The organism is Pseudomonas sp. GM55 (genome assembly GCF_000282395.1).
In the GTDB taxonomy this organism is placed as follows: Bacteria; Pseudomonadota; Gammaproteobacteria; order Pseudomonadales; family Pseudomonadaceae; genus Aquipseudomonas; species Aquipseudomonas fluorescens_CC.
This window is the reverse complement of record NZ_AKJJ01000058.1, coordinates 22,850-49,745: the sequence shown is the minus strand read 5'-3', so window position 1 is coordinate 49,745 and position 26,896 is coordinate 22,850. Positions and strand designations below refer to the sequence as shown.

Annotated in this window: 22 protein-coding genes and 2 pseudogenes; 15 read left to right on the top strand and 9 right to left on the bottom strand. The window is 57.1% G+C overall.

All coding sequences use genetic code 11. From position 1 onward, the window contains the following. Positions 1–467 precede the first annotated feature (467 nt). Positions 468–1,298, bottom strand: coding sequence for an alpha/beta fold hydrolase (locus PMI31_RS16760; RefSeq protein ID WP_008019352.1), 831 nt, complete (start codon positions 1,296–1,298; stop codon positions 468–470). Between the two features lie 229 nt (positions 1,299–1,527). Between PMI31_RS16760 and PMI31_RS16755 the strand changes: the two genes are divergently transcribed. Beyond that, positions 1,528–2,007 carry a MerR family transcriptional regulator gene (locus tag PMI31_RS16755; protein ID WP_008019350.1) on the top strand — a complete coding sequence of 160 codons (480 nt, stop codon included), beginning with the start codon at positions 1,528–1,530 and terminating at the stop codon, positions 2,005–2,007. A 15-nt stretch (positions 2,008–2,022) separates the two neighbouring features. Here the strand turns inward: PMI31_RS16755 and PMI31_RS16750 are convergent, their stop codons facing one another. Further along, complete coding sequence (locus PMI31_RS16750) at positions 2,023–2,949, bottom strand: hypothetical protein (protein ID WP_043302437.1); 927 nt, start codon at positions 2,947–2,949, stop codon at positions 2,023–2,025. A gap of 115 nt (positions 2,950–3,064) precedes the next feature. Further along, positions 3,065–3,856 (bottom strand): type 1 glutamine amidotransferase domain-containing protein, encoded by a 792-nt coding sequence (locus PMI31_RS16745; protein WP_043302432.1) that lies wholly within the window; start codon positions 3,854–3,856, stop codon positions 3,065–3,067. Positions 3,857–4,051: 195 nt separating this feature from the next. Between PMI31_RS16745 and PMI31_RS16740 the strand changes: the two genes are divergently transcribed. The 3 genes from PMI31_RS16740 (at position 4,052) to PMI31_RS16730 (ending at position 7,894) form a co-directional block, all read left to right on the top strand. Beyond that, entirely contained in the window at positions 4,052–5,131 is a 1,080-nt protein-coding gene (locus PMI31_RS16740; RefSeq protein ID WP_008019347.1) for a saccharopine dehydrogenase family protein, read from the top strand. A gap of 73 nt (positions 5,132–5,204) precedes the next feature. Next, positions 5,205–6,461: an NADH:flavin oxidoreductase/NADH oxidase family protein gene (locus PMI31_RS16735; RefSeq protein ID WP_008019345.1), complete on the top strand. Its 1,257-nt coding sequence runs from the start codon at positions 5,205–5,207 to the stop codon at positions 6,459–6,461. Further along, on the top strand, positions 6,458–7,894 hold the full coding sequence (locus PMI31_RS16730) for a coniferyl aldehyde dehydrogenase (protein ID WP_008019344.1): 1,437 nt from the start codon (positions 6,458–6,460) through the stop codon (positions 7,892–7,894). The genes PMI31_RS16735 and PMI31_RS16730 overlap by 4 nt, the downstream gene beginning before the upstream one ends. 258 nt (positions 7,895–8,152) lie before the next feature. Here the strand turns inward: PMI31_RS16730 and PMI31_RS16725 are convergent, their stop codons facing one another. Genes PMI31_RS16725 through PMI31_RS16715 form a run of 3 tightly spaced genes read right to left on the bottom strand, consistent with a single transcriptional unit; the run spans position 8,153 to position 11,281 of the window. Next, positions 8,153–8,905 (bottom strand): SDR family oxidoreductase, encoded by a 753-nt coding sequence (locus PMI31_RS16725; RefSeq protein ID WP_043302431.1) that lies wholly within the window; start codon positions 8,903–8,905, stop codon positions 8,153–8,155. Between the two features lie 27 nt (positions 8,906–8,932). Beyond that, a complete protein-coding gene (locus PMI31_RS16720) occupies positions 8,933–9,997 on the bottom strand; it encodes a phosphotransferase family protein (protein WP_008019341.1) in 1,065 nt (354 codons plus the stop codon). Positions 9,998–10,042: 45 nt separating this feature from the next. Next, a complete protein-coding gene (locus PMI31_RS16715) occupies positions 10,043–11,281 on the bottom strand; it encodes an acyl-CoA dehydrogenase family protein (RefSeq protein ID WP_008019340.1) in 1,239 nt (412 codons plus the stop codon). Positions 11,282–11,360: 79 nt separating this feature from the next. Here PMI31_RS16715 and PMI31_RS16710 point away from each other — a divergent pair, with 79 nt between their 5' ends. Next, the gene (locus tag PMI31_RS16710; protein ID WP_008019339.1) at positions 11,361–12,302 is read left to right on the top strand and encodes a LysR family transcriptional regulator; all 942 of its coding nucleotides are present in this window, start codon (positions 11,361–11,363) and stop codon (positions 12,300–12,302) included. A gap of 73 nt (positions 12,303–12,375) precedes the next feature. Here the strand turns inward: PMI31_RS16710 and prpR are convergent, their stop codons facing one another. Next, a complete protein-coding gene (prpR, locus tag PMI31_RS16705; protein WP_008019338.1) occupies positions 12,376–14,331 on the bottom strand; it encodes a propionate catabolism operon regulatory protein PrpR in 1,956 nt (651 codons plus the stop codon). Positions 14,332–14,571: 240 nt separating this feature from the next. Between prpR and PMI31_RS16700 the strand changes: the two genes are divergently transcribed. The 9 genes and pseudogenes from PMI31_RS16700 to PMI31_RS30005 all read left to right on the top strand — a co-directional run. Then, positions 14,572–15,630: a phosphotransferase family protein gene (locus PMI31_RS16700; RefSeq protein ID WP_008019337.1), complete on the top strand. Its 1,059-nt coding sequence runs from the start codon at positions 14,572–14,574 to the stop codon at positions 15,628–15,630. Continuing rightward, complete coding sequence (locus PMI31_RS16695) at positions 15,627–15,983, top strand: DUF6285 domain-containing protein (protein ID WP_008019336.1); 357 nt, start codon at positions 15,627–15,629, stop codon at positions 15,981–15,983. Before PMI31_RS16700 ends, PMI31_RS16695 begins: the two co-directional genes overlap by 4 nt. Positions 15,984–16,044: 61 nt before the next feature. Continuing rightward, the gene (locus PMI31_RS16690; protein ID WP_008019334.1) at positions 16,045–17,217 is read left to right on the top strand and encodes an acyl-CoA dehydrogenase family protein; all 1,173 of its coding nucleotides are present in this window, start codon (positions 16,045–16,047) and stop codon (positions 17,215–17,217) included. After that, positions 17,217–17,984, top strand: a complete 768-nt coding sequence (locus tag PMI31_RS16685; protein WP_008019332.1) for an SDR family NAD(P)-dependent oxidoreductase — start codon at positions 17,217–17,219, stop codon at positions 17,982–17,984. The genes PMI31_RS16690 and PMI31_RS16685 overlap by 1 nt, the downstream gene beginning before the upstream one ends. 153 nt (positions 17,985–18,137) lie before the next feature. Continuing rightward, positions 18,138–19,790 carry an acyl-CoA synthetase gene (locus PMI31_RS16680; RefSeq protein WP_008019331.1) on the top strand — a complete coding sequence of 551 codons (1,653 nt, stop codon included), beginning with the start codon at positions 18,138–18,140 and terminating at the stop codon, positions 19,788–19,790. 62 nt (positions 19,791–19,852) lie between these two features. After that, positions 19,853–20,176 (top strand): DUF485 domain-containing protein, encoded by a 324-nt coding sequence (locus PMI31_RS16675; RefSeq protein ID WP_008019330.1) that lies wholly within the window; start codon positions 19,853–19,855, stop codon positions 20,174–20,176. Next, positions 20,173–21,837: a cation acetate symporter gene (locus tag PMI31_RS16670; protein ID WP_008019329.1), complete on the top strand. Its 1,665-nt coding sequence runs from the start codon at positions 20,173–20,175 to the stop codon at positions 21,835–21,837. Before PMI31_RS16675 ends, PMI31_RS16670 begins: the two co-directional genes overlap by 4 nt. 210 nt (positions 21,838–22,047) lie before the next feature. Beyond that, positions 22,048–22,617: pseudogene (locus PMI31_RS16665) on the top strand (tyrosine-type recombinase/integrase). A gap of 241 nt (positions 22,618–22,858) precedes the next feature. Beyond that, positions 22,859–23,110 (top strand): annotated as a pseudogene (locus PMI31_RS30005) (outer membrane protein transport protein); the annotation flags it as partial. 426 nt (positions 23,111–23,536) lie between these two features. Here the strand turns inward: PMI31_RS30005 and PMI31_RS16660 are convergent. Then, complete coding sequence (locus tag PMI31_RS16660) at positions 23,537–24,961, bottom strand: amidase (RefSeq protein WP_008019327.1); 1,425 nt, start codon at positions 24,959–24,961, stop codon at positions 23,537–23,539. A 2-nt stretch (positions 24,962–24,963) separates the two neighbouring features. Beyond that, positions 24,964–25,554, bottom strand: coding sequence for a transcriptional regulator BetI (betI, locus tag PMI31_RS16655; protein WP_008019326.1), 591 nt, complete (start codon positions 25,552–25,554; stop codon positions 24,964–24,966). An 89-nt stretch (positions 25,555–25,643) separates the two neighbouring features. On the opposite strand from betI, the gene choX reads away from it, so the two are divergent. Then, the gene (gene choX / locus PMI31_RS16650) at positions 25,644–26,585 is read left to right on the top strand and encodes a choline ABC transporter substrate-binding protein (RefSeq protein WP_008019325.1); all 942 of its coding nucleotides are present in this window, start codon (positions 25,644–25,646) and stop codon (positions 26,583–26,585) included. Positions 26,586–26,896 lie beyond the last annotated feature (311 nt).

The window sequence follows — 26,896 nt, the reverse complement described above, 5'->3', positions numbered from 1 at the left end:
GTAAAGCAGTCGAACAACTCCGGTCTTCAACCGGAATACCGCGCCAAATACGACAATAGTGCGAATGGAATTTCAGTGCAGGCAACCTATCGGTACTAATCGACCTGACCCAGAGTATTTCCACTACGAATTGATTGAATAATTTTACCAACGCCCATTACTGAATCTGTCATGGGGCTCTTTACAGCGGGCGGACGTTAAGAGTTCCACGGCGTTAGTAGCCATGCCTGATCGAGGTGCTTTACCAAGCTCCTTGCTGTCGGTGCACTCTCCACAAGAGGGTCTCTGCTTCATTTGCAACACTCCTTCTGCTTACACAGAATTTAGTTGTGTTGCATCGACCGGTTGAATCCACAGCCAAAAGCAGGCAATCAGTTAGCGCAGTATCGAGTCCACATTGCTGAATCCGAACTTCGATCTAGTAGCCTTGAAGGGGAAAGGGCGGGATTTTTACCCGCCCCAATTTTTTAGCTCCGCACGAACGCTAGCAGATCAGCGTTAATCGTATCGGCGTTGGTTGTAGGCATTCCGTGCGGGAAGCCCGGGTAGATTTTCAGCGTACTGTTTTGCAGAAGTTTGGCTGACAGAACCCCGGCATTTTCATAAGGGACGATCTGGTCATCATCACCATGCATCACCAGGACGGGGATCTTGATGCTCTTCAAATCTTCGGTGAAGTCGGTCTGAGAAAACGCCACGATCCCGTCATAGTGTGCCTTTGCACATCCCATCATGCCTTGTCGCCACCAGTTCCAGACGATGCCCTCGGACGGTTTTGCACCCGGGCGGTTATAGCCGTAGAAAGGTCCTGCTGGAACGTCGTGGTAGAACTGAGCGCGGTTGGCCTTCAGTTGTGCCTGCAAGTCGTCGAAAACTGACTTTGGCAGGCCCCCAGGATTGCTCGGGGTCTGGACCATCAGTGGTGGCACAGCGCTGATGATGGCTGCTTTCGACACTCGGTCTTCGCCGTGGCGCGCGATGTAATGGATGACTTCACCGCCGCCGGTGGAATGACCGACATGGACAGCGCCTTGCACGCCGAGGTGATTAACCACGGCCGCGACGTCGTCGGCATAGTGATCCATGTCGTGTCCATCCCAGACCTGACTGGATCGCCCGTGACCACGTCGGTCGTGTGCTACGACCCGGAAACCGTTGGCCAGGAAAAAGAGCATTTGCGCGTCCCAATCGTCCGCGCTAAGTGGCCAGCCGTGATGAAAAAAGATGACCTGGGCATCGCGTGGTCCCCAGTCCTTATAGAAGATTTCAACACCATCTCGCGTAGTGACATACCCCATGTTCGTATCTCCTGAATGAAGTGAAGGCCTTCATCGAATCGTGTTCCGATCATGGCCTTGAGTGAACAGAGTGCAGCCCTTCCGTTAGGCAGTTCAGGGGGCGTGATGCTGGATTAGTCTCCGCTTCCCCATGAATTCCATGACGACCAAGCCACACGTTTTGCTTGGCCGCCCGATGACTTTAGGTTTAAAGTCAACTTTAAGGTCAATAGATTTTTCAGGGTGAGGTATGAGAATAGGAGAACTGGCGAAAATCAGCGGACTGGCACCGTCACGCATCCGATTCTATGAGGCCAGTGGCTTGATTAGCTCCGTCGAGCGCAAGGCCAATGGCTACCGGGACTATGCGCCTGATACCGAATGGGTTCTGGAGCTCATCACCGGCGCACAGGCGGCAGGTTTCTCATTGGAGGAAATCCGGCAATTGATGCCGATGAATACCAGCGGCTGGCAGCACGATGAGTTGCTCAGTGGACTCAAGCAAAAGGTTGAGGAAATCGGAGTTCTGCAGCAACGGCTGGCCCAGAACAAAGCGCAACTTCTGCTAGTCATCAAGGGCATCGAGGGTAAGCCCGAGGGCATGGCGTGTGCGGACAATGCGCAATTGCTGATAAATCGTCTGCGCGAAGAAGGGGTTGTCCATGCTTCAGGCAAGCGTGCGGCAACGTCTTCCACGAGAAAAAACGCCCGTCAGGCTTCCGGGGCCTGACAGGCGTAAAAGATTTCAGCGCTCGCCAACCAGGCTGGCGAGTGGTTTTGGCGCATAGAGCGCGCTCTGGAACTCAGGGACATATTCGTACTTCATCATTTTCCCCAGCTTCAGGGCGCGGATGTAGTTCGACAGGCTGCCGTCGCCCAGCGTGAGGGTGGCCGAATCCGCGTCCCGGCTGGATCCGTGGCTGAGCTGGCGGGAAACCGCATACCCATAGGCCAGTTGCCCCTGGTGATCGAGGTTGGTGAAGCTGCTGGTGACGATATCGACATCGCGAGAGAGGTTGTCGAGTTTCTTCGCTTTGAAGGACACATCCACTTTTCCGGTCTGGCTGTCGGTGATGTCATAGACCACAGACTGGGCATCCTCTTTGCGGTCAATTCCAGTCAGCCATTTCGGCAGGTTGTAACCGACGACACCGCGTACCCGTGCAAGCTCTGTATTGACCGGCAGCTTAAGTACATAGCCCCAGAAATCACCAGACATTGACTGGCCAATCAGTGTGAATGGACCCAGATTGGCTTTGCCTGGCTTATTGGTGATGATTGATACGGCAACTTCGTTATAGGCGTCGTTATCGCAATGTTCATAAGTGTATGCGGTAAACGCGATCAAGCCACGGCCTGGCCAGACTTGCAGGGGCTGCACGGCTGCCAGTACTTCGGGTGGCATCAGTGCCCGGAGTGCGTCCAGGTCGGCCGTATAGACAGCCGTTACGCGACTGTTCTGGTAGTAAAAGTTTGGGGAGTACGACTCAAAGCCAATGTCGACCTTTTGCTTTTCCAATCCTTTGAACCAGCTCAAATCGACGCCCGTCAGTTCTCCTGCAATCACTGACAAGGGAGGGTTCGAGCGAAAACGGTCGTACAGGCCGCCCTTGACGACGGGCACTTGGTGACCTGCGATATCGATTGTATTTGTATCAGTCGGGCTAGGCATTTCAGGCGTCCCCGCCAACGCATGGCTGGCAATAGAGCTGAACAGCAATCCTGTTAAAACGGCGCTTGCGAGTTTCAATCGGTCTTTCTCCGGGTGGTGGTATCTACTTGAGGGTTCAGCGGGCTACGTTGCCGGCGGAGAGCACAGCCATCACGGCTTCAGCCACAGCCTTGGGCGATTGAGGGTTCTGACCTGTCACGAGCCTTCCATCGGTGATGGCAAATGAAGTGAACGGCAGCCAGCCTTTGCGGTAACGCGCACCCTGGCTTACCAGCTTGTCCTCAAGGAAGAAGGGCACCTGACTTTTCATGCCTGAAAACAGCTCTTCGCGATCAGAGAATCCGGTGATGTTCTTGCCTTTGATGATCAACTGGCCTTGTTCATCCTTCAGATCCAGCAAACCCGCTACGCCATGGCAGACGGCCGAAACGATGCCGCCCTGGTTGTAGATGGTTTCGGCGACACGCCGCAGGTCGGGATTATTGGGGAAGTCCCACATGACGCCGTGGCCCCCGGTGAAATAGATGACGCTGAACCGGGACGGATCGACATCGGCGATCGGCAGGGTGTTTTGCAGGCGAGCGCGAAAGGCAGGGGACTGCAAATGCTCACGCGCCGCCTTGTCCATATACAACCAACCGAGACTCCGCTCATCCAGAGGCACGGCGCCACCTTTGGGGCTGGCAAAAACTGTCGTGTAGCCGGCCGCTTCCACCACATCGGTGAAATGCGTCAGCTCGGTCAGCCACAACCCCGTGGTATCGGTTCGTGAGGGATAGCTGGCGTGATTGGTCAGGATCACCAGTATCTGGCGATCCTTGGCAGCAGTCGTCTCAGCATTTGCAAAAGTCATGAAAGCACCACCTATCAATACCAGCGCATAAGAAACAAGGGTCTTCAGCATCATCCGGGTTCCATCAATCATGCAGGTCAGTGCATGCTCACCTTAAACCTCGCTTTAAGGTCAATCCCCGCAGCTGCAAATAATTTCTGCCGGTAGTTGCTCACTTCTGCTTGACCCTCAACCTGACTTTAACGCTAGCGTCTGACGCTGATTGGGCAAGGCAATAACGCACGTCATCAATCCATTCAGGAGCAATGCATGAGTCAGCAAGACAACCTAGATACGCAGATGAAATGGATGATCTATGGGGCCAACGGCTACACCGGCGAGTTGATCGTTCGCGATGCGGTAAAGCGTGGACTCAAGCCTGTGCTGGCGGGACGTAGCCGAGACAAAGTCGAGGCGCTGGCCCGGGAGCTGGGCCTTGAAGCCCGGGTGTTCGGATTGGAGGATGAAGTGCGGTTGCTTGCTCAGATCAAAGGTCATGGCTTGGTTCTGCATTGCGCAGGGCCGTTTTCGGCGACCGCCGCCCCGATGATGGAAGCCTGCTTGCGCGCCAATGCGCACTACCTGGACATCACCGGCGAGATTGCCGTATTCGAACACGCCCAGTCCCTGAATGAACGTGCGCGTGCGGCGGGCGTGGTCATTTGCCCCGGGGTCGGCTTTGATGTGGTGCCGACTGACTGCGTCGCCGCGGCATTGAAAAACGCACTGCCGGATGCAACGCATCTGGCGCTGGGGTTTGATTCGCGCTCGAGCTTTTCACCCGGCACTGCCAAGACTTCAATCGAAGGCATGGCGCAGGGCGGCAAGGTTCGTCGTAATGGCAAGATTGTCTCGGTACCGCTGGCGTATCGGGTGCGTCGTATCGACTTCGGCGCTGGAGAGAAACTGGCGATGACCATTCCCTGGGGCGACGTTTCCACGGCTTGGCACACCACCGGCATTGCCAATATCGAAGTGTTCATACCGGGCTCTGCGGGCATGATTCGCGGCGCCAGGTTCGCCAATTTCATTCGTCCGCTGCTGGGTCTGTCCTTCGTGCAGAAGCTGCTCAAGGCGCGCATCGGCAAGACCGTGGTCGGCCCGGATCAGGAAAAGCGTGCCGATCAAGGCACCTATGTGTGGGGTGAGGCTCGTAATGCTCGCGGCGACTGCAAAGTCGCACGCGTGCACACCGCGAACGTCTACAGCCTGACGGTCGACGCTGCCTTGGCCGTGCTCGACTACCTGCTACAGATGCGCCCGGCTGGCGGCGCCTACACGCCTGCTCGGTTGTTGGGCGCCGATCTGGTGACGCACTTGCCAAGGTCTGGCGCGATGAACATCGACTGACCTTGAAAAAGGTATTGACCTTAAAGTCGACTTCAAACTTAAGGTAGCCTCATATCCAGTTGAGGACTGCTCCATGAATGTGTTCGACACCCTGATGCTTCCCAACGGTTCGACCATCAAGAACCGAATCGCCAAAGCTGCCATGGAAGAAAACATGGCGGACGCCGATCAGGCACCATCCGAAGAACTGATGCGTCTCTATCAAGCGTGGGCCGACGGTGGTGCCGGCCTGATCATCACCGGCAACGTAATGGTCGACGGCCGTGCCATGACCGGACCGGGTGGGGTGGTGTTGCAGGACGATCAGCAACTGGACAAGTTCAAGCGTTGGGCGCGTATTGGTCGGTCCGGCGGTGCGCAGATCTGGTTGCAGATCAATCACCCAGGTCGGCAAATGCAGGCCAACCTTGGGCAAAAAACCTGGGCGCCGTCAGCGGTGCCGCTGGATCTGGGAAAACTGTCCAAGCGTTTCGCTACGCCTCACGCGATGACCCCTGGCGTGATTGAAGAGGTCATTCAGCGCTTTGCGAACACCGCACGCCTGGGCGAGCAAGCCGGGTTCACCGGCGTGGAAATCCACGCAGCCCATGGCTATTTGTTGAGCCAGTTCCTTTCGCCGCTGACCAATCAAAGGACGGACGAGTGGGGCGGTTCCCTGGAAAACCGCGCGCGGCTGCTGCTCGAAATCGTCAAGGCGGTCAGGGCTGTGGTTTCGGTGGAATTTGCAGTAGCGGTCAAACTCAACTCCGCCGATTTCCAGCGTGGAGGGTTCACCGCCGATGATGCGAAAAAGGTAGTTGAGCTGCTTAACGGTCTCGGTGTGGATCTGGTGGAATTATCCGGCGGTAGTTACGAAGCGCCCGCCATGCAGGGTGAGGCGCGCGATGGCCGCACCCTGGCTCGCGAAGCCTATTTCGTCGAGTTCGCCCGTGATATCCAAACGGTCGCCAAAATGCCGGTGATGGTCACCGGCGGTATACGTCGCCGCCCGGTGGCCGAAAGCGTCGTGCAGAGTGGCGTGGACATGGTGGGCATCGGAACGGCGTTAGCCATCGATCCGCACTTGCCTCGTGACTGGCTGCAGGGCAAAGACAATGCCCCGCAATTGCCGCCGATTACCTGGAAAAATAAAGCCATCGCATCCTTGGCAAACATGGCAGTCGTGAAGTTTCAGCTACGCAAACTCAGTCGGGCTAAAAAGCCCGATCCGAGCGTTTCACCGTTGCGCGCGCTGATCCTGCAACAGCTCTCAATGGCCTTTCGCACTCGCCAGTATCGGAGATGGATAGAAAAGTCTTCGCATTACAACGGCCTGGGAGACGCAAGATGACCATCGCTGTAGAGCACTCCCCAGTTATTGACACCGCAAATACGCTCGACCAACAAAGAAGGGCATTTCTTAACGACGGGCCACCCAGCCTCAAGCGGCGCAGGGCCAACCTGGTCAAATTGCGCGCGGTGGTTCTCGCTCACAGGCGTGAAGTGGAGGATGCGATCAGTACTGATTTCGGCAATCGCTCCAGGCATGAGACCGACATCATGGAGCTGCTGGGCGTAGTGCAGTCCATTGACTACCTGTTGCGACACCTGCGCCGTTTCATGAAGCCCGAACGTCGTCACGTCGCGGCGTTTCATCGCGCCGGCCGCGCCTATGTGGAGTACCAGCCCAAAGGTGTGATCGGAGTCATGGCGCCTTGGAACTACCCGTTCTCCCTAACCCTCATCCCATTGGCGACTGCGCTCGCGGCTGGCAACCGGGTGATGATCAAACCCTCCGAGCTTACGCCCCGCACCAGCGAACTGATTCAGCGCATGCTGGCGAGCTGTTTTTCTGCCGATGAGGTAGCAGTGGTACTCGGCGGCCCTGAGACAGGTGCCTATTTCAGCAGCCTTCCGTTCGATCACCTGCTGTTCACCGGAAGCACTCAGGTAGGCCGAATGGTAATGCGCGCCGCCAGTGACAATCTGGTACCGCTGACCCTTGAACTGGGTGGCAAGAGTCCCGTGGTCGTGGCGCCAGGCCATGCAGGGCGCAGCACATTGGAGAGCATCGTCTTCGGCAAATTATCCAATGCTGGCCAGACCTGCGTTGCGCCGGACTACGCCCTGGTTCATGAAGACGACCTGGGCGAGTTCATCACCCAGTACCGCGACGCTGTTGCCCGTGCTTATCCGCAAGGTCCAACCAGTCCCGACTACACCTCGATCATCAGTGACAGGCATTACATGCGGTTGCATACGCTCATCGAAGACGCACGCGCCAAGGGAGCAGACGTGATCGAGGTAGGAGTGACCCCAGAGCGTGCGGCAGAGCGACCGCGGACATTGGCTCCGGTGTTGATCGTGGGAGCCGAAGACGATGCATTGGTCATGCAGGAAGAAATCTTTGGCCCACTGCTACCGGTGCGTACCTACCGCTCTCTCGACGAAGTAATCGACTACATCAACGCCAGGCCGCGCCCACTCGCGCTTTACTACTTCGGCAATATGGATGCCGATAGCGAAGCTGTGCTCAAGCGCACCACATCCGGGAATGTCGGCATCAACAACACTCTGCTGCACGTTGCCGTGGATGATCTGCCATTCGGCGGCGTAGGGCCGAGCGGTATGGGGGCCTACCACGGCATCGAGGGTTTTCGCTCCATGAGCCATGCCAAGGGAGTATTCGTTCAGGGTCGCTGGAGCCTACCTGGCCTGCTCAGAGCACCTTTCGGCAAGCTGGCTGAATTCGCCATCGCAATCACGCTTCGGGGGCGGCCATAACGCCATGTCGAGCGGCTGAGGAAACCCTGGTCTTCACCCTCGACAGTAAAGCTAAGGTGAGCGTGAACGACGTAATACTCAGGTGCGATTCGCTACCCGCCAAGGCAACGCTTGAGATGGTTGTGACGTGGTCAGGGCAGGTGGTAGACCAAGTGCACGCGGTGCATTTGGTCCCAACTAATGCAGTTTTTTATACCGCGCGCGAAGAGGAGACGTGATGGGGCTTCGCAGACGTCGCCGACTGAGGGTTGCTACACATCAGTTGAACCTCACGATCCAGCGCAGTGGCATGACCCGCATACAAAACGCAAAGAACCTCCAGGGCCATGCCGGGACATAAGCCGTCGTTGGCTTTCGCTCAATAGCCGCTACCAAAGCTCGGCATCCAGTTTCTTCACTGACTTCGAAGGGGAGTTTCTTGGCACCAGCATTGAGTTCTGTGCGGATATAACCAGGGTAAATCGTGCTGACTCGAATAGGTGTTGAAAGCAGCTCCGCACGAATACCTTCGGTTAGATGAGCAAGAGCAGCCTTACTGGCGGCATAGGCGGTCAGATGCTTGGGGAGGCCTCTAACCGCACTCATGGAGGAAATGGTGACCAGGTGGCCGGAATTCTGTTCTCGAAAAATTTCGACGGCCGCCTCACATTGGGCGAGCGCCGCGATGAAGTTGGTCTCGGCCGTACGACGATTAATGTCGAAATGCCCAGAGCCAATGCGGCGACCTTCGCCGACGCCGGCATTTACAACGATACGATCAATTCGACCAAAGAGTCGCTGAAACTCTCGAAAGACACAAAACACTTCTGCGTGGTTGTTTACGTCCAAGCACAGTAACTCGACCCTGATGCCAAAGCGGGAGGTCAACTCCTGTTTGAGGGCTTCGAGCCGATCGCTTCGTCTCGCACACAGTGCAAGGTTATACCCGAGCTCGGCAAATCCCCTGGCCATGCCTGCTCCAAGACCGGAGCTGGCGCCAGTTATAACGACGGTTTTGGCGTTGGCATTCATTGTCATTATCTCTTGGAAAGTGGAGGCTCAAAAACCTGCATGGCGAATGATGCTGCGGCAACGCCAGTCAAAATAATTGACCAGTACCCAGTAGTTCTTGAAATTGGGGTTTCGGGTCTGTCCATGGTGATAGCGGTAGTAGATCTGCTGTGCGATGCAGGCCAGGCGGAAGAGCCCAAAGACCTCGTAGAAGGCCCAGTTTTCACAGGAAAGCCCCGAACGTCTCAGGTAATAGTCCACAACCTCTCGGCGCGTCAGCATGCCGGGCAGGTGAGTGGGTTGCCGACGTGAGGCCCGCATTAGAGCGTTGTCGTCCGCTTGTACCCAGTAGGCAAGCATGCACCCCAGATCCATTAGAGGGTCACCCAGCGTGGCTAACTCCCAGTCCAACACGCCGATGATTTGGGATGGCTCTTGCGGAGCGAGAACAAGATTGTCAAATCGCCAGTCATTGTGGATGACGCAGGTCCGACTATCGGCCGGAGTATTGGCTTTGAGCCAACGGCGTACTTTTCGATAGCTCGGCACATTCCAAGTACGTGCCTTCTCATAACGATCATCCCAGCCCTCTACCTGGCGCACGCAATAGCCAGCCCCCTTACCGATACCCGCCAACCCCGCTGTTTGGTAGTCAACCTTATGGAGGGCGACCAGCGTGTCGAGCATGTTCAGGCAAAGCTTGCGGACATGCGGTGCGTCCAGATTGAGTTCGCGGGGTAGGTTGGCCCGCGGAATGATGCCTTCAAGACGCTCCATTACGTAGAAGTCACAGCCAAGCACAGACGAGTCCTGACAGGCGGCAACCATGGTTGGCACAACCGGGAAGGCCTCTTTCAGCAGTCGCTGGATGTTGTATTCGCGCATCATGTCGTGTGCGGATGCCGCCTTGGTGCCGGCGGGCGGACGTCGCAAAATGAAGTCTCTGTTCGAGTACAAGAGTCGATAAGTCCAGTTAGAGGCACCACCAGAATACTGGGTGACTTCTGCAGTGCCTTGCAGATCCGGCACCATCTCTTTCAACCAGCGATCGACGGTGCCAATGTCTAACTCTTCACCACGCCGAACGGCGCCGCCTTTATCGATCACACTCATTTGCCTACTCCCGAAGCAACAAGGCAGTCACGCATTGAGAGAGCCTCACTTCTTATCCATGAAGCCGCGCTTCATGAGTTCGATACGTGTGATAACGCCTTTGTGAACCTCATCCGGCCCATCGGCAAGACGAAGGCTGCGCGCCTGGATAAAGAACCCTGTTAGGGGAAGATCGCGTGTGAGTCCGGCGCCCCCATGCAGTTGAATAGCCATGTCGACCACCTGTTGCAGCATGTTCGGTGCCGCCACTTTGATTGCTGATATTTCCGACATGGCGCCCATGGCGCCAACTTTGTCCATCTTCCAGGCGGCGTACAGTGTGAGTAGACGCGCTTGGTCGATGGCAATCCGCGCTTCAGCAATCCGCTCGCGGTTACCGCCCAGATTGAGGATCGGCTTACCAAAGGCAGTGCGGCTCATCCCGCGCTGAATAGTGAGATCCAAGGCTTTTTCCGCTGCACCGATGCAGCGCATGCAGTGATGAATACGGCCTGGCCCCAAGCGGCCTTGAGCTATTTCGAACCCCATGCCTGGGCCACTGATGAAGTGACTGACCGGAACACGGACATTGTTGAAACTGACCTGGCCATGGCCGTGGGGGGCGTCGAATTCGCCGAACACCGGGAGCATCCGCTCGATCGTTACACCCGGTGTATCCAGAGGAACCAAGACCATGGAGTGTTGATGGTGGCGATCCTTGGAGCCGTCCGGGGTGTGCGCCATGAAGATGGCGATCTTGGCATGGGGGTCGCCGATTCCGCTGGACCACCATTTATCACCATTAAGGACAATCTCGTCTCCCTCGATAATGGCAGTCGCTTGCATATTCGTGGCATCGGAAGACGCCACGTCCGGCTCAGTCATGCAAAATACAGAGCGAATTTCACCGGCGAGGAGAGGCTTCAGCCATTTTTCCTGCTGCTCCTCGGAGCCATAGCGCCAAAGTACTTCCATGTTGCCGGAGTCAGGCGCATTGCAATTAAACACGGTTGCCGCCAAGAGACTGCGACCCGTTTCCTCTGCAATGGGTGCATATTCCTGAGCGCCGAGACCTGCCCCGAGCACAGGGTCCGGCAGGAAGAGATTCCAGAGTCCCTGCTCACGGGCTTTACGCTTGAGCTCGTCAAGAACGACCGGCACGGTCCACGTCTTCCAATCTGGACTTTGGCAGGAGGTCATTACCTCGGTCCAGAAAGCAGGTTCGACAGGTTCGATCTCGGTGCGAATGAAGGCTTTGACGCGCTTGAGATAGTCCTGCGCGCGCGGGCTGAACTCGAAGTCCATGGTACGGCTCCTGAATGAGGTATCACGAGGATAGAGGCTGCAGTAACATGAACGAATCGATAAATATTCATCATGTGTTATGAACAGTAATCACAACTCCTACGCGCTAGCCCGGCTGGATCTGAACCTCCTGCAGATATTCTCTGTGATCTACCAGGAGCGGAATTTGACGCGGGCTGCTGAGCGTCTATGTATCAGCCCGTCCGCGGTCAGCCATGCCCTACGCCGCATGCGTGGTCATCTGGGTGACCCCTTGTTCACGCGCGAGGCGCAAGGCGTAGTTCCAACTCCGCTGGCGTACCGCATCTGGCCAGATATCCAGCAGGGGCTCTGCCATCTGGAGCGCGCAATAACCCGCAGTGAAAGCTTCAACCCACATCGCGATATCCGCCGCATTACGCTGGCCATGCCTGATGAATTGGAACCGGTCTTGCTGCTGCGACTGCAGGCTCTCATACACCACCAGTTGCCTGATGTGAGAATTGATAGCGTAAGAATCAACCGCTCCACGTTGCGCTCGGATTTGGCAGCAGGACGTATCGATTGCGCCATTGATGTCACGCAGCCTGCTGCGGAGGGGTTGGCATATGCTCCGCTTGCGCAGGATGATTGGGTGGTGGTAAGCCGGCGGCCCTGTGTGCTGGATACCTCCACTTATGTGCAGGCGAAGCATGTCACGGTCTCTTCGAGACGCACGGGCATGGTTCTGGAGGACTTCGCTCTGGCGCAGCAAGGGATCGAGCGGCAGGTCATGATGCGCTGCCAGAGTTATGAAGCCGCATCACGGCTAGTGACTCAAAGCGAGTTGCTGCTGACGATGCCGCGCAGCCTCGCGCTTTCGATCAACAGCTACCTGGAGAACTGCCTGCTGGAGGTACCTTTCTGGCTTCCCGAGGTTAGGCTGAATCTTTACTGGCTGAGCAACCGCTCAACGGACCCAGCCAATACCTGGCTACGCGAACTGCTTCTTACGATGGGGATAGACGGGTGGTCAGTGAGAAAATCCAGCCACACCGTTTAGCTGCTGTACCGTTATCGTAACCCTGAACCATCGCGATGACATTTTGGGAGCCCCGACCGCAGAGCGTCCGGCTTCACCTACGTTCGGTGCGCAATCTGCGCCACAGCGTGGATCGGCTGATTCCAAGCCTGCGTGCGGCTTCATCGAGGTTTCCCTGGCATGCCTCTAATGTCTGTAATACGTGCTGCAGTTCCGCGGTCTTGCTTATCGTGCGTAAGTCTTTCATTTCCTGTTGGAGTTTGGGAGATGGGGTATCTGGCTGTTCAAAGAGTTCGGGTATCAGACGAGCCAGGCGCTTTTCGTCAATTTTGCCACCGTGTATCAGATCCTGCGCTGAAAGCAGTGCGCGCTCGAGAATGTTCTCCAGCTCCCGCACATTACCTGGCCAGGCATAAGCAGCCAGGTACGGCAACAGCTTTGCAGGCAGGGCATCAGCACCTTGCGGCTGGCCGCTGACCAGCAATCGCTGACTGATGTTGCGGGCAATGAGTGCGATGTCTTCCCGACGCTCGCGCAGGGGCGTGGTTTGCAGGCGAAGAATGTTCAACCGGTAGTACAGGTCGGTGCGAAAACTTCCGGCCTCTATGGCTCCGCGGAGATCCTGGTGAGTGGCGGCGATGATCCGCACATCGATAGCTATCGGCTCGGTGCCACCAAGACGCAGCACCTCGCGCTCCTGCAGGATGCGCAATAGCCGTGTCTGCAAAGATACCGGCATGTCGCCTATCTCATCGAGAAACAGCGTGCCACGGTGTGCTACCTCGAACAGACCGGGCTTGCCACCCTTGCGCGAGCCGCTGAAGGCTCCTTCCTCATAGCCAAACAGCTCACTTTCCAGCAGCGATTCAGGAAATGCCGCGCAATTGATTGCGACGAAAGGGCCGTGCGGACGACGGCTGGCGTTATGGATGCCCTGAGCCAGCAGTTCCTTGCCAGTGCCGCTCTCGCCAGTGATGAGGATGGTCGAGTCGGTCAGGGCAAAACGTTCGGCCAAACGCAACATTTCGAGGTTAGCCAGGCTACTGCCGCTGATCTGTTTCAGCTGGTATTTCGCGATGAAGGCGCCGGGGCGCCGTGAGGAGCGGATGCGTTGGTCGGCACGCTGCACCGCCGTGATGTCCTGGCAGGTCAATACCATACCGGTGCGCTGACTATCCTCCATGATCGGCAGCAAGTTGCTGACGACCGAATGTGCACCAAGCCGGATTACCCGGTTTTCCTCGCCGACACCATCGCGCAGCGCTTGCTCCAGATCCAGCTCCGGACAAAGCTCTTGTAGTGGCCGACCCAACGCGGCGCTCGCCGGCAGGTCCAGCAACAAGGCCAGCGCCGGATTGAGCGATTGCACGATTCCCTGATTGTCCACTGCCGCTACGCCAGCCGGGATGTGCCGCAACACGGCATTAAGGTGCTGGCGTTTGGCTGTTTCGATCCGCTGGCTGTCGAGGATCCCCAGTGCTTCCTCCAATGCCTTGCGCACGGTATCAGCGCTCAGCGAGAGCACCCCGTGCAAACCAGCTTGCTCCGCCAGTTCTACAACCGTCGAAGAACCGATGATGCTACGACAGCCGAGTCCTGCCGCATGCTCTACCGCCAGCCGTGCCTCCTCCAGTGTGGTGTAGGACGCCTGATGAACCTGCACAGTAAACAGCTCACTCATGGCCTCCAGATCCGCGTTAATGCGGTTGTAGCTGAGGATTGCTACTTGCGAGGAGTGTGTTCGCGCTTGCCCTAGTGCGCGCAGTAGGTCGGCGCCGCCGATTCGCATCGACAGCACCGGGCGGGTCAGGTGCTTGCGCAGATAGGCAGCGGTGGCACCGGCGCAGATAAAAACGTCGACCTCGTCGCGCCGCTCCAACCCCCTTGCGACTTCGAGCGCCTCATGCACCGAGGTGTCGAGCACCTGTATGTGAGTCTCGTCGGTGTAGTCCGTTATCAACCCGGCGACTACTTCAGCCAGGCGACTTTGCTGGCTTGGACATTGAAGGTGGCTGATGAGCACGACAATTTGGGCGCTGGGTTGGCGCATGGTGGATACCTGTTTCAATAGTGAATTTTTTTTCCAGAGTTGAACAGATTCACTTCAATAGTGAAACAAGTGGTTACCACGTCAATTCTGTGTTTGATCCAACTAACACGCTACAGCCCAGAGCCTGCGCGGCTTTGCGCAGAGCAACCGATATTCGGGTAGCGCTTGGCCTGACAGTTGCTATAGCTCCAGTGCCATAGCAACCCCGGACAAAAATCACAGAGCAGGGCGCATTGACCCATGAGTAGTCTCAACGCAATGTCTCCAGCCGCTGGCATGAACAGCGCCACGGAGAACGACGAAAACCTGCTGACCTTCATTCGCGAGCAGGCCCAAGCGCATCGGGTAGTCATGCTGCAGCGTAAACGGCTCTCGGGTGGGGCCATCCAGGAAAACTGGCTACTCGAATTGCAGATCGAGGGCGGCCCTTGGGCGGGTATGCAACGCTGGGTTCTACGTAGCGACGCTGTCTCGGCACTTCCTGCCAGCCTCAGCCGGGCTGAAGAGTTCGCTGTGCTAAGCGTTGTGCATCGAGCTGGGGTAAAGGTACCCAGGCCACTGTGGATGTGCGGCGACACCCGCGTCATTGGCCGGGCTTTTTTTCTGATGGAAATGGTCTCCGGTGTCGCTGCCGGCCGGCTGCTCAGCGGTCAGTGTGCGCCCACCGGCAACCCACAACTCGCCGCCGAACTAGGTGCCAACCTGGCGAGACTGCATCGCCTGCGGCCACCGAGTACAGAGCTGGATTTTCTGCCTAAGCCCAGCGCAACGCCAGCAATGGCAGCTGTCCTCGCGTATCGCGAGTTTCTCGATAGCCTGCACAGCGCCTACCCGGTATTGGAGTGGGGGCTGCGCTGGTGCGAACTCAATGCACCCAGCGAAAGCACTGTCTGCTTGTTGCATCGCGATTACCGCACCGGCAACTACCTGGCCAGCGATGAGGGCTTGCAAGGGGTACTCGACTGGGAGTTCACCGGTTGGGGCGATGCCCGCGAAGACATCGGCTGGTTCACGGCACGCTGCTGGCGCTTTACCCGACCGGATCTGGAGGCAGGCGGCATCGGCCAGCTCGACGATTTTCTGCGCGGGTACTGCGAGGTTTCATCGTTGCAAATCGACCGGGAACAGCTGGATTTCTGGCAGGTGATGGCGACTCTGCGTTGGGCTGTGATTGCCCTGCAGCAGGCGCAACGTCACTTGTCCGGAGAAGAGCCATCGCTGGAGCTGGCACTTACCGCACGGTTGTTGCCAGAACTGGAGCTCGAGATCCTGCGCCTGACCACTGGAGCCACACAATGACCCGTCCCGATGCCCGCGAACTACTGGAAATCGCCCGACAGACCCTGTTGCACGAACTGCTTCCGGCGCTGCCTGGTGAGCTGCGTTACCAGACATTGATGGTTGCCAACGCCATGGCCATTGCCGCTCGCGAGTACCAGGCAGGTCACCAGAGCAGCGTAGAGGAGGGCGACCGCCTGCGTGAGTGGCTTGATGACCATCAGCTATCGCTGGAGTCCTCCCGCCGGCGGCTGGCCACCGCCATCCGCGAGGGCCACTACGATGCGCCGAAAAGGCGAGCCGGTTTAGTTGAAGTTCTGCGCCAGACCACCTTGGCTCAATTGGCAATCAGCAATCCCAAGGCGCTGCCGTGAGCGCGTCATCCACCCTCAAGTTCTGCGTGAACCGCACCTAACCGAGTACAGAAGGATAGCCATGAATTTCAACATCCCCGACGAAATGCTCGTCCTGCAGGAGAAGACTCGTGCCTTTATCGCCGAGCAGGTGATCCCGCTGGAGAACGATCCGCGCCAGAACGCCCATGGACCCAGTGAGGCCTTGCGCCAGGAACTGATTCAGCGTGCCCGTACAGCCGGACTGCTGACTCCTCATGCCAGCCGCGAGATGGGCGGACAAGGGCTTAGTCACGCGGCCAAGGCGATCGTCTTCGAGGAGGCTGGCTATTCACCGCTGGGGCCCGTGGCGTTGAACATCCATGCCCCGGACGAAGGCAATATCCACTTGATGGACGTGGTCGCCACCGAAGCCCAGAAGGACCGTTGGCTACGCCCACTGGTGCAGGGCCACACACGTTCGTGCTTCGCCATGACCGAACCGGCTCCGGGCTCGGGGTCCGATCCGTCGATGCTCCGTACCACGGCTACCCGCGATGGCGACGACTACCTCATCAATGGGCGCAAATGGCTGATCACCGGGGCCGACGGCGCCGGTTTCGCGATCATCATGGCGCGTATGGAGGACGGCAGCGCGACCATGTTTCTTTCCGACATGAACCGCGACGGCATCGTTCACGAGCGCCAATTGGATTCCCTGGACAGCTGTTTCACCGGTGGCCACGGGCAGTTGCGTTTCGACAATCTGCGGATTCCTGCCAGCGACGTACTCGGGGAAATCGGCAAGGGCTTTCGCTATGCACAAGTGCGCTTAGCTCCGGCTCGTCTGACCCACTGCATGCGCTGGTTGGGGGCTGCCCGGCGCGCGCACGACATCGCCTGTGACTATGCGCGCACGCGTGACTCCTTTGGCAAGCCGCTGGGCGAGCATCAGGGGGTTGGCTTCATGCTGGCGGACAACCTGATGGATCTGCATATCGTGCGCTTGGCGGTTTGGCATTGCGCCTGGGTACTCGATCAGGGACTGCGCGCGAACGTGGATTCAAGCATGGCGAAAGTAATCAGTGCTGAGGCGCTGTGGCGGGTGGTTGATCGCTGCGTGCAGGTTCTCGGTGGCCGTGGAGTGACCGGAGAAACCGTGGTCGAGCGGATTTTTCGGGATATTCGTCCATTTCGCATCTACGACGGTCCGAGCGAGGTCCATCGAATGAGCCTGGCGAAAAAGATCCTCGATCGTCGCGTAGGAGCGCACTGATGAAACCGTCGATTGCCAGGTTGTTCGATCTCGACGGTCGTCGCGCTCTGGTCACTGGCGCATCCAGCGGACTCGGTCGGCATTTCGCTCTCACTTTGGCGGCGGCTGGGGCTGAGGTCGTGGTCGCCGCGCGGCGTATCGAACCATTACGTGGGTTGGTCGAGGAAATCGAAAGTGCTGGCGGTCGTGCCAGGGCATTCGCAATGGACGTGACCCGTCGCGACGATGTCTGTCGCTGCCTTGACGAGGCCGGTCCGTTGGACATCCTGGTCAACAACGCCGGGGTTAGCGACAGCCAGAATGTGTTGGACTACGACGACGAAGGTTGGGACCGCATCCTTGACACCAATCTGAAGGGAGCCTGGGTCGTCGCCCAGGAAACCGCACGGCGGATGGTGGCCACAGGACGTAGCGGCAGCCTGATCAACGTCACCTCGATCCTTGCCAGTCGCGTAGCAGGTGCAGTCAGTCCCTATGTGGCGGCGAAGGCCGGACTGAGCCAGTTGACCTGTGCCATGGCGCTGGAGCTTGCGCGCCACGGCATTCGCGTCAATGCCCTAGCTCCCGGCTACGTGATTACCGAACTCAATGAAGCATTCCTGAGTAGTGAAGCTGGGGAAAAGCTCCGTGCGCGAATTCCCGGGCGCCGTTTCAGCCAGCCGGCGGATCTCGATGGCGCCTTGTTACTGCTTGCCTCCGATGCCGGGAAGGCGATGAGCGGGGCGGAAATAGTGGTTGATGGAGGGCATCTGTGTAGCGGCTTGTAAGCGCTTGCTGCGTGCATGTCGAACAGTCGGAGCACGGCTCCGCGAATAAGAACAACAGATCGAAATCGGTCAGGAGGATTTTATGTATTCACGTTCCAGTGCCATGTCCGCCGTTCGCTTCGCCCATCTCCATAGAGCTGCGGGGTGGCAATCATGATGCCTTCGGCATGTGAGGCAGAGTTGGCGCCAAACCAAGCCAATTACGTGCCACTGTCTCCGCTGTCCTTCCTCAAGCGCGCCGCTCACATCTACCCGGACCGCGATGCGGTGGTCCATGGTGAGCGCCGCTACACCTATAGGCAGTTGCACCAGCGCGCCCGACGCCTGGCCAGTGCACTAGAGCGTGTCGGCGTGCAGCCGGGCGACCGGGTGGCAGTGCTCGCACCGAACGTGCCCGAACTGCTCGAAGCGCATTACGGCGTACCCGGTGCCGGCGCGGTATTGGTCAGCATCAATATTCGCCTGGAGGCCAAGACCATTGCATTCATCTTGCGCCATTCGGCCGCCAAGGTGCTGATCTGCGATCGCGAGTTCAGTGCCATTGCGCGTCAGGCGCTTGCTGCGTTGGAGACACGCCCGCTGGTGATCGATATCGATGATGTGCAAGTCCGTGACGCAGAACTGATTGGCGAGCTGGACTATGAGGCCTTCCTCGATCAGGGCGACCCAATGCGATCGCTGTCTTTGCCGGAAAATGAATGGCAATCGATTGCTATCAATTACACCTCCGGAACCACTGGCGATCCCAAGGGTGTAGTTTTGCATCACCGCGGCGCCTACCTGAACGCCTGTGCTGGCGCGCTGATCTTTCAGCTCAGCTCGCGCAGCGTTTATCTGTGGACGCTGCCGATGTTCCATTGCAACGGATGGAGCCATACCTGGGCGGTGACCCTTTCCGGTGGCACCCATATTTGCCTGCGCAAAGTACAGGCCGATCTGATCCATGCAGCCATCGCCAAACACGGGGTCACCCACATGAGTGCGGCGCCGGTAGTGATGTCGATGCTCATCCATGCCGAAGAGCCTTGTGAGCGACGCGCCAACCAACCAGTGGCAGTCATCACCGGGGGCGCCGCGCCACCCAGTGCGGTGATCGCTGCGATGGAGGCACGAGGGTTCAACATTACCCATGCCTATGGCATGACCGAAAGCTACGGGCCAAGCACCCTCTGCCTGTGGCAACCGGGCCTCGATGAACTACCGCTGGAGGCTCGCGCACAGTTCATGAGCCGCCAAGGTGTGGCCCACCCTATGCTCGAGGACGCCACGGTGTTGGACACCGACACCGGCCAGCCGGTACCTGCTGACGGGGCCTCGCTCGGTGAACTGGTGGTACGCGGCAATACGGTGATGAAAGGCTACCTGAACAACCCCGAAGAGACCCGCGCGGCCTTCGCCGATGGCTGGCTGCACACTGGCGACCTGGCGGTGCTCCACCCGGATGGATACGTGGAGATCAAGGACCGCTCCAAGGACATCATCATCTCCGGTGGGGAGAACATCAGCTCCCTGGAAATCGAGGAGGTGCTCTACCAGCACCCTGGTGTCATCGAAGCCGCGGTAGTGGCCCGTCCTGATTCCCGATGGGGAGAGACTCCGCATGCCTTCGTCACTCTGCGTGCGGACGCCTTGACGAACACCAGCGGCGACGACCTGATCCTCTGGTGCCGCGAACGTCTGGCCCATTTTAAGGCGCCACGGCATGTATCGCTGGTGGAGCTGCCGAAGACCGCGACGGGCAAGATTCAGAAGTTCGTTCTGCGTGAATGGGCCAGACGCCCGCTGGAGGCGCCCACCGAAACCTAACACTGATCGACCCGCAGCACGTCTTTTCCAATAACAACAAGTGCTTTCGTCAGAGGTGGTCCATGTCCAGTTCAATATATGCTCGCATACGTTGCAGCAACCAATTCACCGATCTGGTGACTCGACGCAACCGGCTTACCCTTAGCCTCTTCATAGTGATTCTGGCGGTGTTCTACGGCTACATGGGGTTGGTATCGTTCTGGCCCGAGCTGATCGGTCGGCGCTTGTCCGAGGGCTCGAACCTGACGTTCGGTGTGGCTGCCGGGATTTCATTATTCGTCCTCTTCTGTGCGTTATCCGGGTTCTACGTGTACCGCGCCAATGGCGAGTTCGATCGCATGACCCGTGAGCTGGTCGCCCATGCCAGCGAGGAGGAGGTGCGATGAAAACGGTTTCCTTGCTCGCTCTCGGCACCCTGTTCAGTTCTTCTGCGGTGCTGGCCACCCCGACAATGGACGTAGCACAGCGTCAGCCGCTTAACCTGCATGCCATCGGCATGTTCATGGTGTTCATCGTTTTCACTCTGTGCATCACTTGGTGGGCCGCACGGCGCACTCGCTCGACGTCAGATTTCTACAGCGCCGGGGGCGGTATCTCCGGCCTGCAGAACGGACTGGCGTTGGCCGGCGACTATATGTCCGCATCGACGCTGCTGGGCATCACAGCGCTGATCTACACCTCCGGGATGGATGGCTACATCTACTTGATTGCCTTTTTCGCCGGCTGGCCGGTTTTATTGCTTCTGATGACCGAGCGGCTGCGCAACCTTGGTCGCTTCACGTTCGCTGATATCACCTCGTATCGCCTCGACCAGGGCAAGGTGCGGACCATGGCCGCGATTGGCTCTCTCACGGTCGTGTGCTTTTACCTGGTGGCACAAATGGTTGGCGCCGGGCAATTAATCAAGTTGCTGTTCGGTCTCGACTACCACGTTGCGCTGCTCATTGTCGGCATACTGATGATGCTCTACGTGACTTTCGGCGGCATGGTCGCAACCACTTGGGTGCAGATCATCAAGGCCTTTTTGCTGATGGTCGGCGGGACTCTGGTGATGCTGTTGGCGATGAACGAATTCGACTTCAGCTATGACACTCTGGTCAGCCGTGCGATGGGTATCCATGGCCTCGGTGACCGTTTGCTGGCACCTGGCAGCCTGCTCGCAGACCCGCTGACGGCGCTTTCACTCAGTCTCGGCCTGGTGTTTGGCACAGCCGGGTTACCGCATATCCTGATGCGCTTTTTCACCGTGAGCGATGCCAAGGAAGCGCGCAAGTCAGTGCTGTACGCGACTGGTTTCATTGGTTATTTCTTCAACGTGATCTTTCTTCTTGGCCTGGCCTCGATCGTCATCGTCAGCCAGGAACCGAAATACTTCGAGGGTGGTCTGGTGGGGGGGAAGCTGCTCGGCGGCGGCAACATGGTAGCCATGCACCTGGCGCAAGCTGTGGGCGGCAACATGCTACTCGGCTTCCTCTCGGCGGTGACTTTCGCCACCATCCTCGCCGTGGTTTCCGGTCTCGCACTTGCCGGTGCGTCGGCGATCGCCCATGACCTCTATGCGCGGGTAGTCAAGAAGGGCACCGCGAGCGAGGCGCAGGAGCTGCGGGTGACCAAATTCGCCACCCTTGGCCTGGGGCTGGTGGCTATCGGTTTGGGTATCGTCTTCGAGAACATCAACGTCGCATTCATGGTCGCCTTGGCATTCGGCATAGCCGCTTCGGCGAATTTCCCGGTGTTGTTTCTCTCAATGTTCTGGCGCGGCTTGACCACCCGAGGTGCTCTAGCCGGCGGCTATACAGGCTTGATCAGCGCGATGGGGTTCGTGGTGCTATCGAAGCTTGTCTGGGTCGACGTATTTCATTTCGACAAAGCGTTGTTCCCCTATACCCAGCCGGCGCTGTTCTCCATGCCATTGGCATTCCTCGCCGCCTACGTCTTCTCAAAACTCGACGACAGCGCCCGGGCCAAAGCAGAGCGTGAAGCATTCGAGGACCAGTACGTTCGCGGGCAGACAGGTGTCGGTGCAACTGGTGCTTCAGCGCACTGACCTGACAGATTCTGCGCTCTGGAATGAGCGCCCAATACTGCTTGCTTTAACAAGGGGCCGGATGTGCGGTATCAAGCGGCGGACTGGCCCCTGTGTTATTACGGTTGCGTTAAGAGCACGATCTTGCCGATATGTCGGCCCGAGTCCATTGCGACCACCACGCACTGCGACTGATCCACCCTTGTCCACGCTCAACCTCGAGGACAAGTCATGAACACTATTGCTTCATATCACCATCAGCCTTGGAACAAGGGAAAGCTTGTAGGGCAGAAAGCCCCGCTCCGAGTCAGAGATATCTGGGCCATCCGGATCAGACTCCAGCTCGCGGAGAAGACACGGGATCTGGCTCTCTTCAATTTGGCCATCGACAGTAAACTGCGTGCCTGTGACTTAACCAAGCTGCGAGTACGAGACATTGCGTATGGGGAGCATGTGTCGTCACGGGCCATCGTGATGCAGCAGAAAACTCAGCATCCAGTGCAGTTTGAAATTACTGAGCAAACACGAACGGTTCTGGAGGCTTGGATGCATCAAGCCTATCTTCGCAGTGAGGACTTCTTGTTTCCGACCCGGTTGCACGACTCAGATCATCTTTCCACCAGGCAATACGCTCGAATAGTCAAAGCGTAGGTGACAGCCATTGGCCTTGATCCAACCATGTACGGTCCCCACACGCTACGGAGAACCAAGGCATCGTTGATCTATCGCAGGACAAAGAACTTGAGAGCAGTCCAACTCTTGCTTGGTCATACGAAGCTCGAAAGCACTGTCAGGTACTAGGGCATCGAGGTAGACGATGCTCTGGAAATGGCAGAGCAGACAGAAGTCTAATCATCCACTGCGACGGTCTAGGCTAGACCGTCGCTATCCAACCCTAAGCTGACGTTGGCGACAGACAGAAATCGGCCAGTAGAGCTCTTTCAGATGTGCGGTTCACTGCCTTCGCGTAAGGGATTACCTTGATGACAATGCCTGCGTAGCTCGGGAATGGGGACGGATCTATTTTTCATAGTACTAAATGAATCCGTCCCCATTTCGCATCAGGAATGCCGATCGTAGCGTGCGCGTTCCGGTCGGGAATCGCCAAACCGTGACCTTGGGTGGTGCTTATTCGCCGAATTCCGATCTGACAATAGACTTTGCTTACGGTTATCTCTGGGATTCCAAAGTCTCGGTAAAGCAGTCGAACAACTCCGCTCTTCAACCGGAATACAGTGCCAAATACGACAATAGTGCGAATGGAGTTTCAGTGCAGGCAACCTATCGGTACTAATCGACCTGACCCGGAGCATTTCCACTACGAATTGATTGAATAGTTTTCCAGCACCCATTACTGAACTTGTCATGGGGGCTCTTTACAGCGGGCGGACGTTACGCGTTCCACGGCGTTAGTAGCCATGCCTGATCGAGGTGCTTTACCAGGCTCCTTGCTGTCGGTGCACTCTCCACAAGAGGGTCTCTGCTTTATCTCTGCGCCTGTCTGAGGGTCGTCGCTATCCGTGGCGATTTGGAAGACCCCGAACTCGCGCTCCGCGAGTTCGGGACGGCGCCACCGAGTCAGCAAATCAAAGTCTGGAGGTGTTGGACTGCCAGGCCGCTACGATTTACTTAAGTGAAAGGTAGCTTTTGGCCTGTTTTTATCTGTCACCAAGGGCAGCAACCCATAGCTGCTCTTCGCGAAGGACAGCTATGCGTTAGATCAACCTTTTGAAAATAGGCTCGTTGCTAGTGAGCTTCTTTCTATTTCACTTGCGAGTCTGAGGATGGTTTCCTCGTCACCAAATTTTCCAACTATCTGCATCCCGATTGGAAGGCCGTTCTCCATGATCCCTACGGGAATACTGATGGCCGGCTGGCCGGTCAAGTTGAAAACCTCGGTGAAGGGAGAGAATGCGTAAGCGTTTTTATACCACTCGTCCAGATGCCTTTCCCCCGTAGCGACAAAACCACCAATCAATGGTGGAGCAAGCGCTACTGTTGGCGTGATGAGGACATCGATATCGGTGAAGCTATCGACCATGTCGTGGCTCACTTTGTTCTGGGTGGCCCGTGCATGGTGTACATCCAGCGCTGTTCTCTGACTCGAGCATTTGTAAAACTCATAGGTAATCCATTCAACATCTTGTACAGAGATCGGATAACCGCGAGTTTGGGCTTTGTGTTCCATCAAGGCCTCAATTTCCATCTGCCAGAATAATGCAGCCGCTGCACCGGCCTTCGTCATGTCTGGCCAATTGAACGGGCGTAATTCATGGCCGTCTTTACTTAAAAAATCCACGGCATTCAATATGGCTTTGTGGATGGCCTCATCGATACTCGAGCCATCTGGACGGGCACAGGCAAAGGCGATTTTGAGTCGTGGCGACTTCGTCTTCAGGCATTCGAGCCAAGAGGTAGGGGCGGGGGGCGCAGCATAAGGCGCGCCTGGTTCATAGCCAGACAGGACATCCAGCAGTAATGCGCTATCGCGGACTGTCCTGGTCAGTACGTGCTCGGAATCAAGGCCTCCAACAAACTCACCGACATGAGGACCTACAGGGTTGCGTCCCCTGCTTGGTTTCAGTCCAACCACACCACAAACGGAAGCCGGAACCCTGATCGACCCGCCACAGTCGGTGCCATGCGCAACTGGTACCATGCCTGCGCCCACGGCACAGGCGGATCCTCCACTTGATCCACCAGAAGCGTACTGCGGATTCCTGGGGTTGCGACAAGGGCCTTGCCATTCAGGCTCTGTTACAAAGTCTCCTGCAAACTCGGGTGTTTTGGTTTTCCCGAGAATGATTGCCCCGGCCTTGCGCAATCGACTCACAATCTCACTGTCGACCTGAGCGGGTGCGGCATCTTTGTACATTCGCGAACCATGCCTGGTTGCAAATCCTTTTACATCGATATTGGTGTCCTTTATCAGGATCGGTACACCTGCGAGTGGTCCTGCCTTGGGATCTAGCGCCGCTCGCTGCGCGCCTTCGATATCGATTGCAACGACCGCGCCCAAGGCAGAGTCCTGGATTTCAATTTCTCTGGCTGCCAGGTTGACCAACTCCAGCGGAGTGACTTCACCGGACTGCAACCATTGAACGAGGCCCACGGCATCAAGACTTTTATACTCTTCAGGTGTCATTTCTACGCCTCCAGATCATAACCAAGTACGTTGTTGAGGAACTCGTAAGCCAAACGACGCGAATCATCGATCGCGTCCGGGCTGCAATCGACCGCAGCCCTCAACCATAAACCGTCGATGAAGATCGCGATCATCTGCGCCTTGGAATGGGCTGTTGCCTTTTCCATGCTTTTTGACAAGGCATGGAAAAGTAAGGAGTGGCTCCTGCGTGCAACGATGTTTTGTACCCGTTGCAATTTGGGGGATTGCGGTACTTGAGCCCAGAAAGCGAGCCAGGCCGCGACATTGTCTCGCGTCAGGTTCAAGGCACTGACGTTCCCGTCCACAAACGAAAGAACACGCTCAGCGGGTGTTGCGGATATTCGCAGGCGCGCAAAGATCTCGGCATTGATGCGTTTGTTCAGCTCTCTCAAGGTGGCTTCAAGCAAGGCATTCTTGTCCGAGAAATAGTGGTGGACGATGCCGTTGGCCAACCCCGCGCGGGCGCTTACCTGAGCCATGCTTGTCCCCGCCATGCCTTGCTCACCAATGAGAGTTAGCGTTGCCTCGACGAGCTGTTTTCTTCTGATTTCCTGCATTCCGACCTTTGGCATGGGGCTTCTCTTTTTTTCATTGGACACTCAATGAAAAAAAAGTTATCACTAGATTCTCCTAAAAACAAGAGAACGCAAGGGGATCCGGTATGAAAAGCAGAGCTATCGTTTGTGCCGTGCTGTTGATGACATTCCAGGGGATTGCCGGCGCCGCGGACCCTGTGGGGTGTCGCGCGCCTCAATTCGCAGAGGTGGGATGGACCGACATCACGTTGACGACGTCTTTGACCACAGCAGTATTGGAAGGACTGGGCTACGCCCCAAAAGTCATAACGTTATCGACGGGAATTGCCTACAAGGCGATGGAAGGCAAGAGTATCGACGTGTTCCTCGGAACATGGGATCCCGCGTTGATCGAGGCGGCTCAGCCTTACTACAACAACAAGTCGATTCAGACAGTGCGAGTGAACCTCACGGGGGCAAAATTTACGTTGGCGGTTCCGCGATACGTCTATGAGCAAGGTGTAAAAAGCTATGCTGACCTGGACACTTACAAGTCAAAGTTTGGCGGGAAAATCTATGGAGTAGAGCCAGGCGGAAACAAACCGATCCAGAACCTCATCGCGGATAACGCGTATAACCTGGGGAGCTGGAGCCTGGTTGAGTCCAGTGAGAAGGGCATGCTGACACAAGTCGGCAGGCAAATCAGAAAGAACGACTGGATCGTGTTTTTGGGCTGGGCACCTCACCCAATGAACAAGAATATTGAACTGGAATATTTGTCAGGTGGCGACAAGTACTACGGAGAAAATTTTGGCGCATCGTCGGTGCGTACCGATGTGCGTACGGGATACTTGGACGAATGCCCTAACGTGGGCCAGCTTCTGAAGAATCTGGAGTTCTCCATAGATGCCGAAAATACCATGATGGACTACGTGATCAATGGTGGCCTTGACCCACGCTCTGCCGTAAAAAAATGGTTGAGTGCCCATCCAGAATGGCTTGATAGAACGTTGCTTGATGTTCAATCACTGGAAGGTCAACCTGGGCTCGCGGCGGTAAAGTCTTATATGGATGCAGCGTCCAGATAGACGACACTTCTCAGTAAATTGAATCTCCCCCAGGCCCTATGTCGGGAGCATCCTTACCAGAGCAGCGCCTAGACTCCATATGCTAGGCGCGAGCTGCGTGTCGATCCGGCTACCGCCCAACCGCAATGTCCAATAATCAATTCCTCTTGGGGTTTCAAACACTTTTGACAGTCCGCTCCTGGCCGATTTCTGCCTGTCGTGAACAGCTGCATCCGACCCATGACGGACATTCTTAATAGCCTCCAATACTGCTTGTACCTCATCGCGTACGAGTGCGGGTGTCTCTACAGAACCTTGGGTGTCGAGTGCCG

Excerpts from the sequence above, each read along its gene's own strand:
- PMI31_RS16660 (WP_008019327.1), bottom strand. The coding sequence starts at position 24,961 with ATGACACCTGAAGAGTATAAAAGTCTTGATGCCGTGGGCCTCGTTCAA.
- PMI31_RS16735 (WP_008019345.1), top strand. The coding sequence starts at position 5,205 with ATGAATGTGTTCGACACCCTGATGCTTCCCAACGGTTCGACCATCAAG.
- PMI31_RS16715 (WP_008019340.1), bottom strand. The coding sequence starts at position 11,281 with ATGGACTTCGAGTTCAGCCCGCGCGCGCAGGACTATCTCAAGCGCGTC.
- PMI31_RS16740 (WP_008019347.1), top strand. The coding sequence starts at position 4,052 with ATGAGTCAGCAAGACAACCTAGATACGCAGATGAAATGGATGATCTAT.
- PMI31_RS16685 (WP_008019332.1), top strand. The coding sequence starts at position 17,217 with ATGAAACCGTCGATTGCCAGGTTGTTCGATCTCGACGGTCGTCGCGCT.
- PMI31_RS16725 (WP_043302431.1), bottom strand. The coding sequence starts at position 8,905 with ATGAATGCCAACGCCAAAACCGTCGTTATAACTGGCGCCAGCTCCGGT.
- PMI31_RS16690 (WP_008019334.1), top strand. The coding sequence starts at position 16,045 with ATGAATTTCAACATCCCCGACGAAATGCTCGTCCTGCAGGAGAAGACT.
- PMI31_RS16760 (WP_008019352.1), bottom strand. The coding sequence starts at position 1,298 with ATGGGGTATGTCACTACGCGAGATGGTGTTGAAATCTTCTATAAGGAC.
- PMI31_RS16755 (WP_008019350.1), top strand. The coding sequence starts at position 1,528 with ATGAGAATAGGAGAACTGGCGAAAATCAGCGGACTGGCACCGTCACGC.
- PMI31_RS16745 (WP_043302432.1), bottom strand. The coding sequence starts at position 3,856 with ATGATGCTGAAGACCCTTGTTTCTTATGCGCTGGTATTGATAGGTGGT.
- PMI31_RS16730 (WP_008019344.1), top strand. The coding sequence starts at position 6,458 with ATGACCATCGCTGTAGAGCACTCCCCAGTTATTGACACCGCAAATACG.
- PMI31_RS16670 (WP_008019329.1), top strand. The coding sequence starts at position 20,173 with ATGAAAACGGTTTCCTTGCTCGCTCTCGGCACCCTGTTCAGTTCTTCT.
- betI (WP_008019326.1), bottom strand. The coding sequence starts at position 25,554 with ATGCCAAAGGTCGGAATGCAGGAAATCAGAAGAAAACAGCTCGTCGAG.
- PMI31_RS16675 (WP_008019330.1), top strand. The coding sequence starts at position 19,853 with ATGTCCAGTTCAATATATGCTCGCATACGTTGCAGCAACCAATTCACC.
- PMI31_RS16695 (WP_008019336.1), top strand. The coding sequence starts at position 15,627 with ATGACCCGTCCCGATGCCCGCGAACTACTGGAAATCGCCCGACAGACC.
- PMI31_RS16750 (WP_043302437.1), bottom strand. The coding sequence starts at position 2,949 with ATGCCTAGCCCGACTGATACAAATACAATCGATATCGCAGGTCACCAA.
- PMI31_RS16700 (WP_008019337.1), top strand. The coding sequence starts at position 14,572 with ATGAGTAGTCTCAACGCAATGTCTCCAGCCGCTGGCATGAACAGCGCC.
- choX (WP_008019325.1), top strand. The coding sequence starts at position 25,644 with ATGAAAAGCAGAGCTATCGTTTGTGCCGTGCTGTTGATGACATTCCAG.
- PMI31_RS16720 (WP_008019341.1), bottom strand. The coding sequence starts at position 9,997 with ATGAGTGTGATCGATAAAGGCGGCGCCGTTCGGCGTGGTGAAGAGTTA.
- PMI31_RS16710 (WP_008019339.1), top strand. The coding sequence starts at position 11,361 with ATGAACAGTAATCACAACTCCTACGCGCTAGCCCGGCTGGATCTGAAC.
- prpR (WP_008019338.1), bottom strand. The coding sequence starts at position 14,331 with ATGCGCCAACCCAGCGCCCAAATTGTCGTGCTCATCAGCCACCTTCAA.
- PMI31_RS16680 (WP_008019331.1), top strand. The coding sequence starts at position 18,138 with ATGATGCCTTCGGCATGTGAGGCAGAGTTGGCGCCAAACCAAGCCAAT.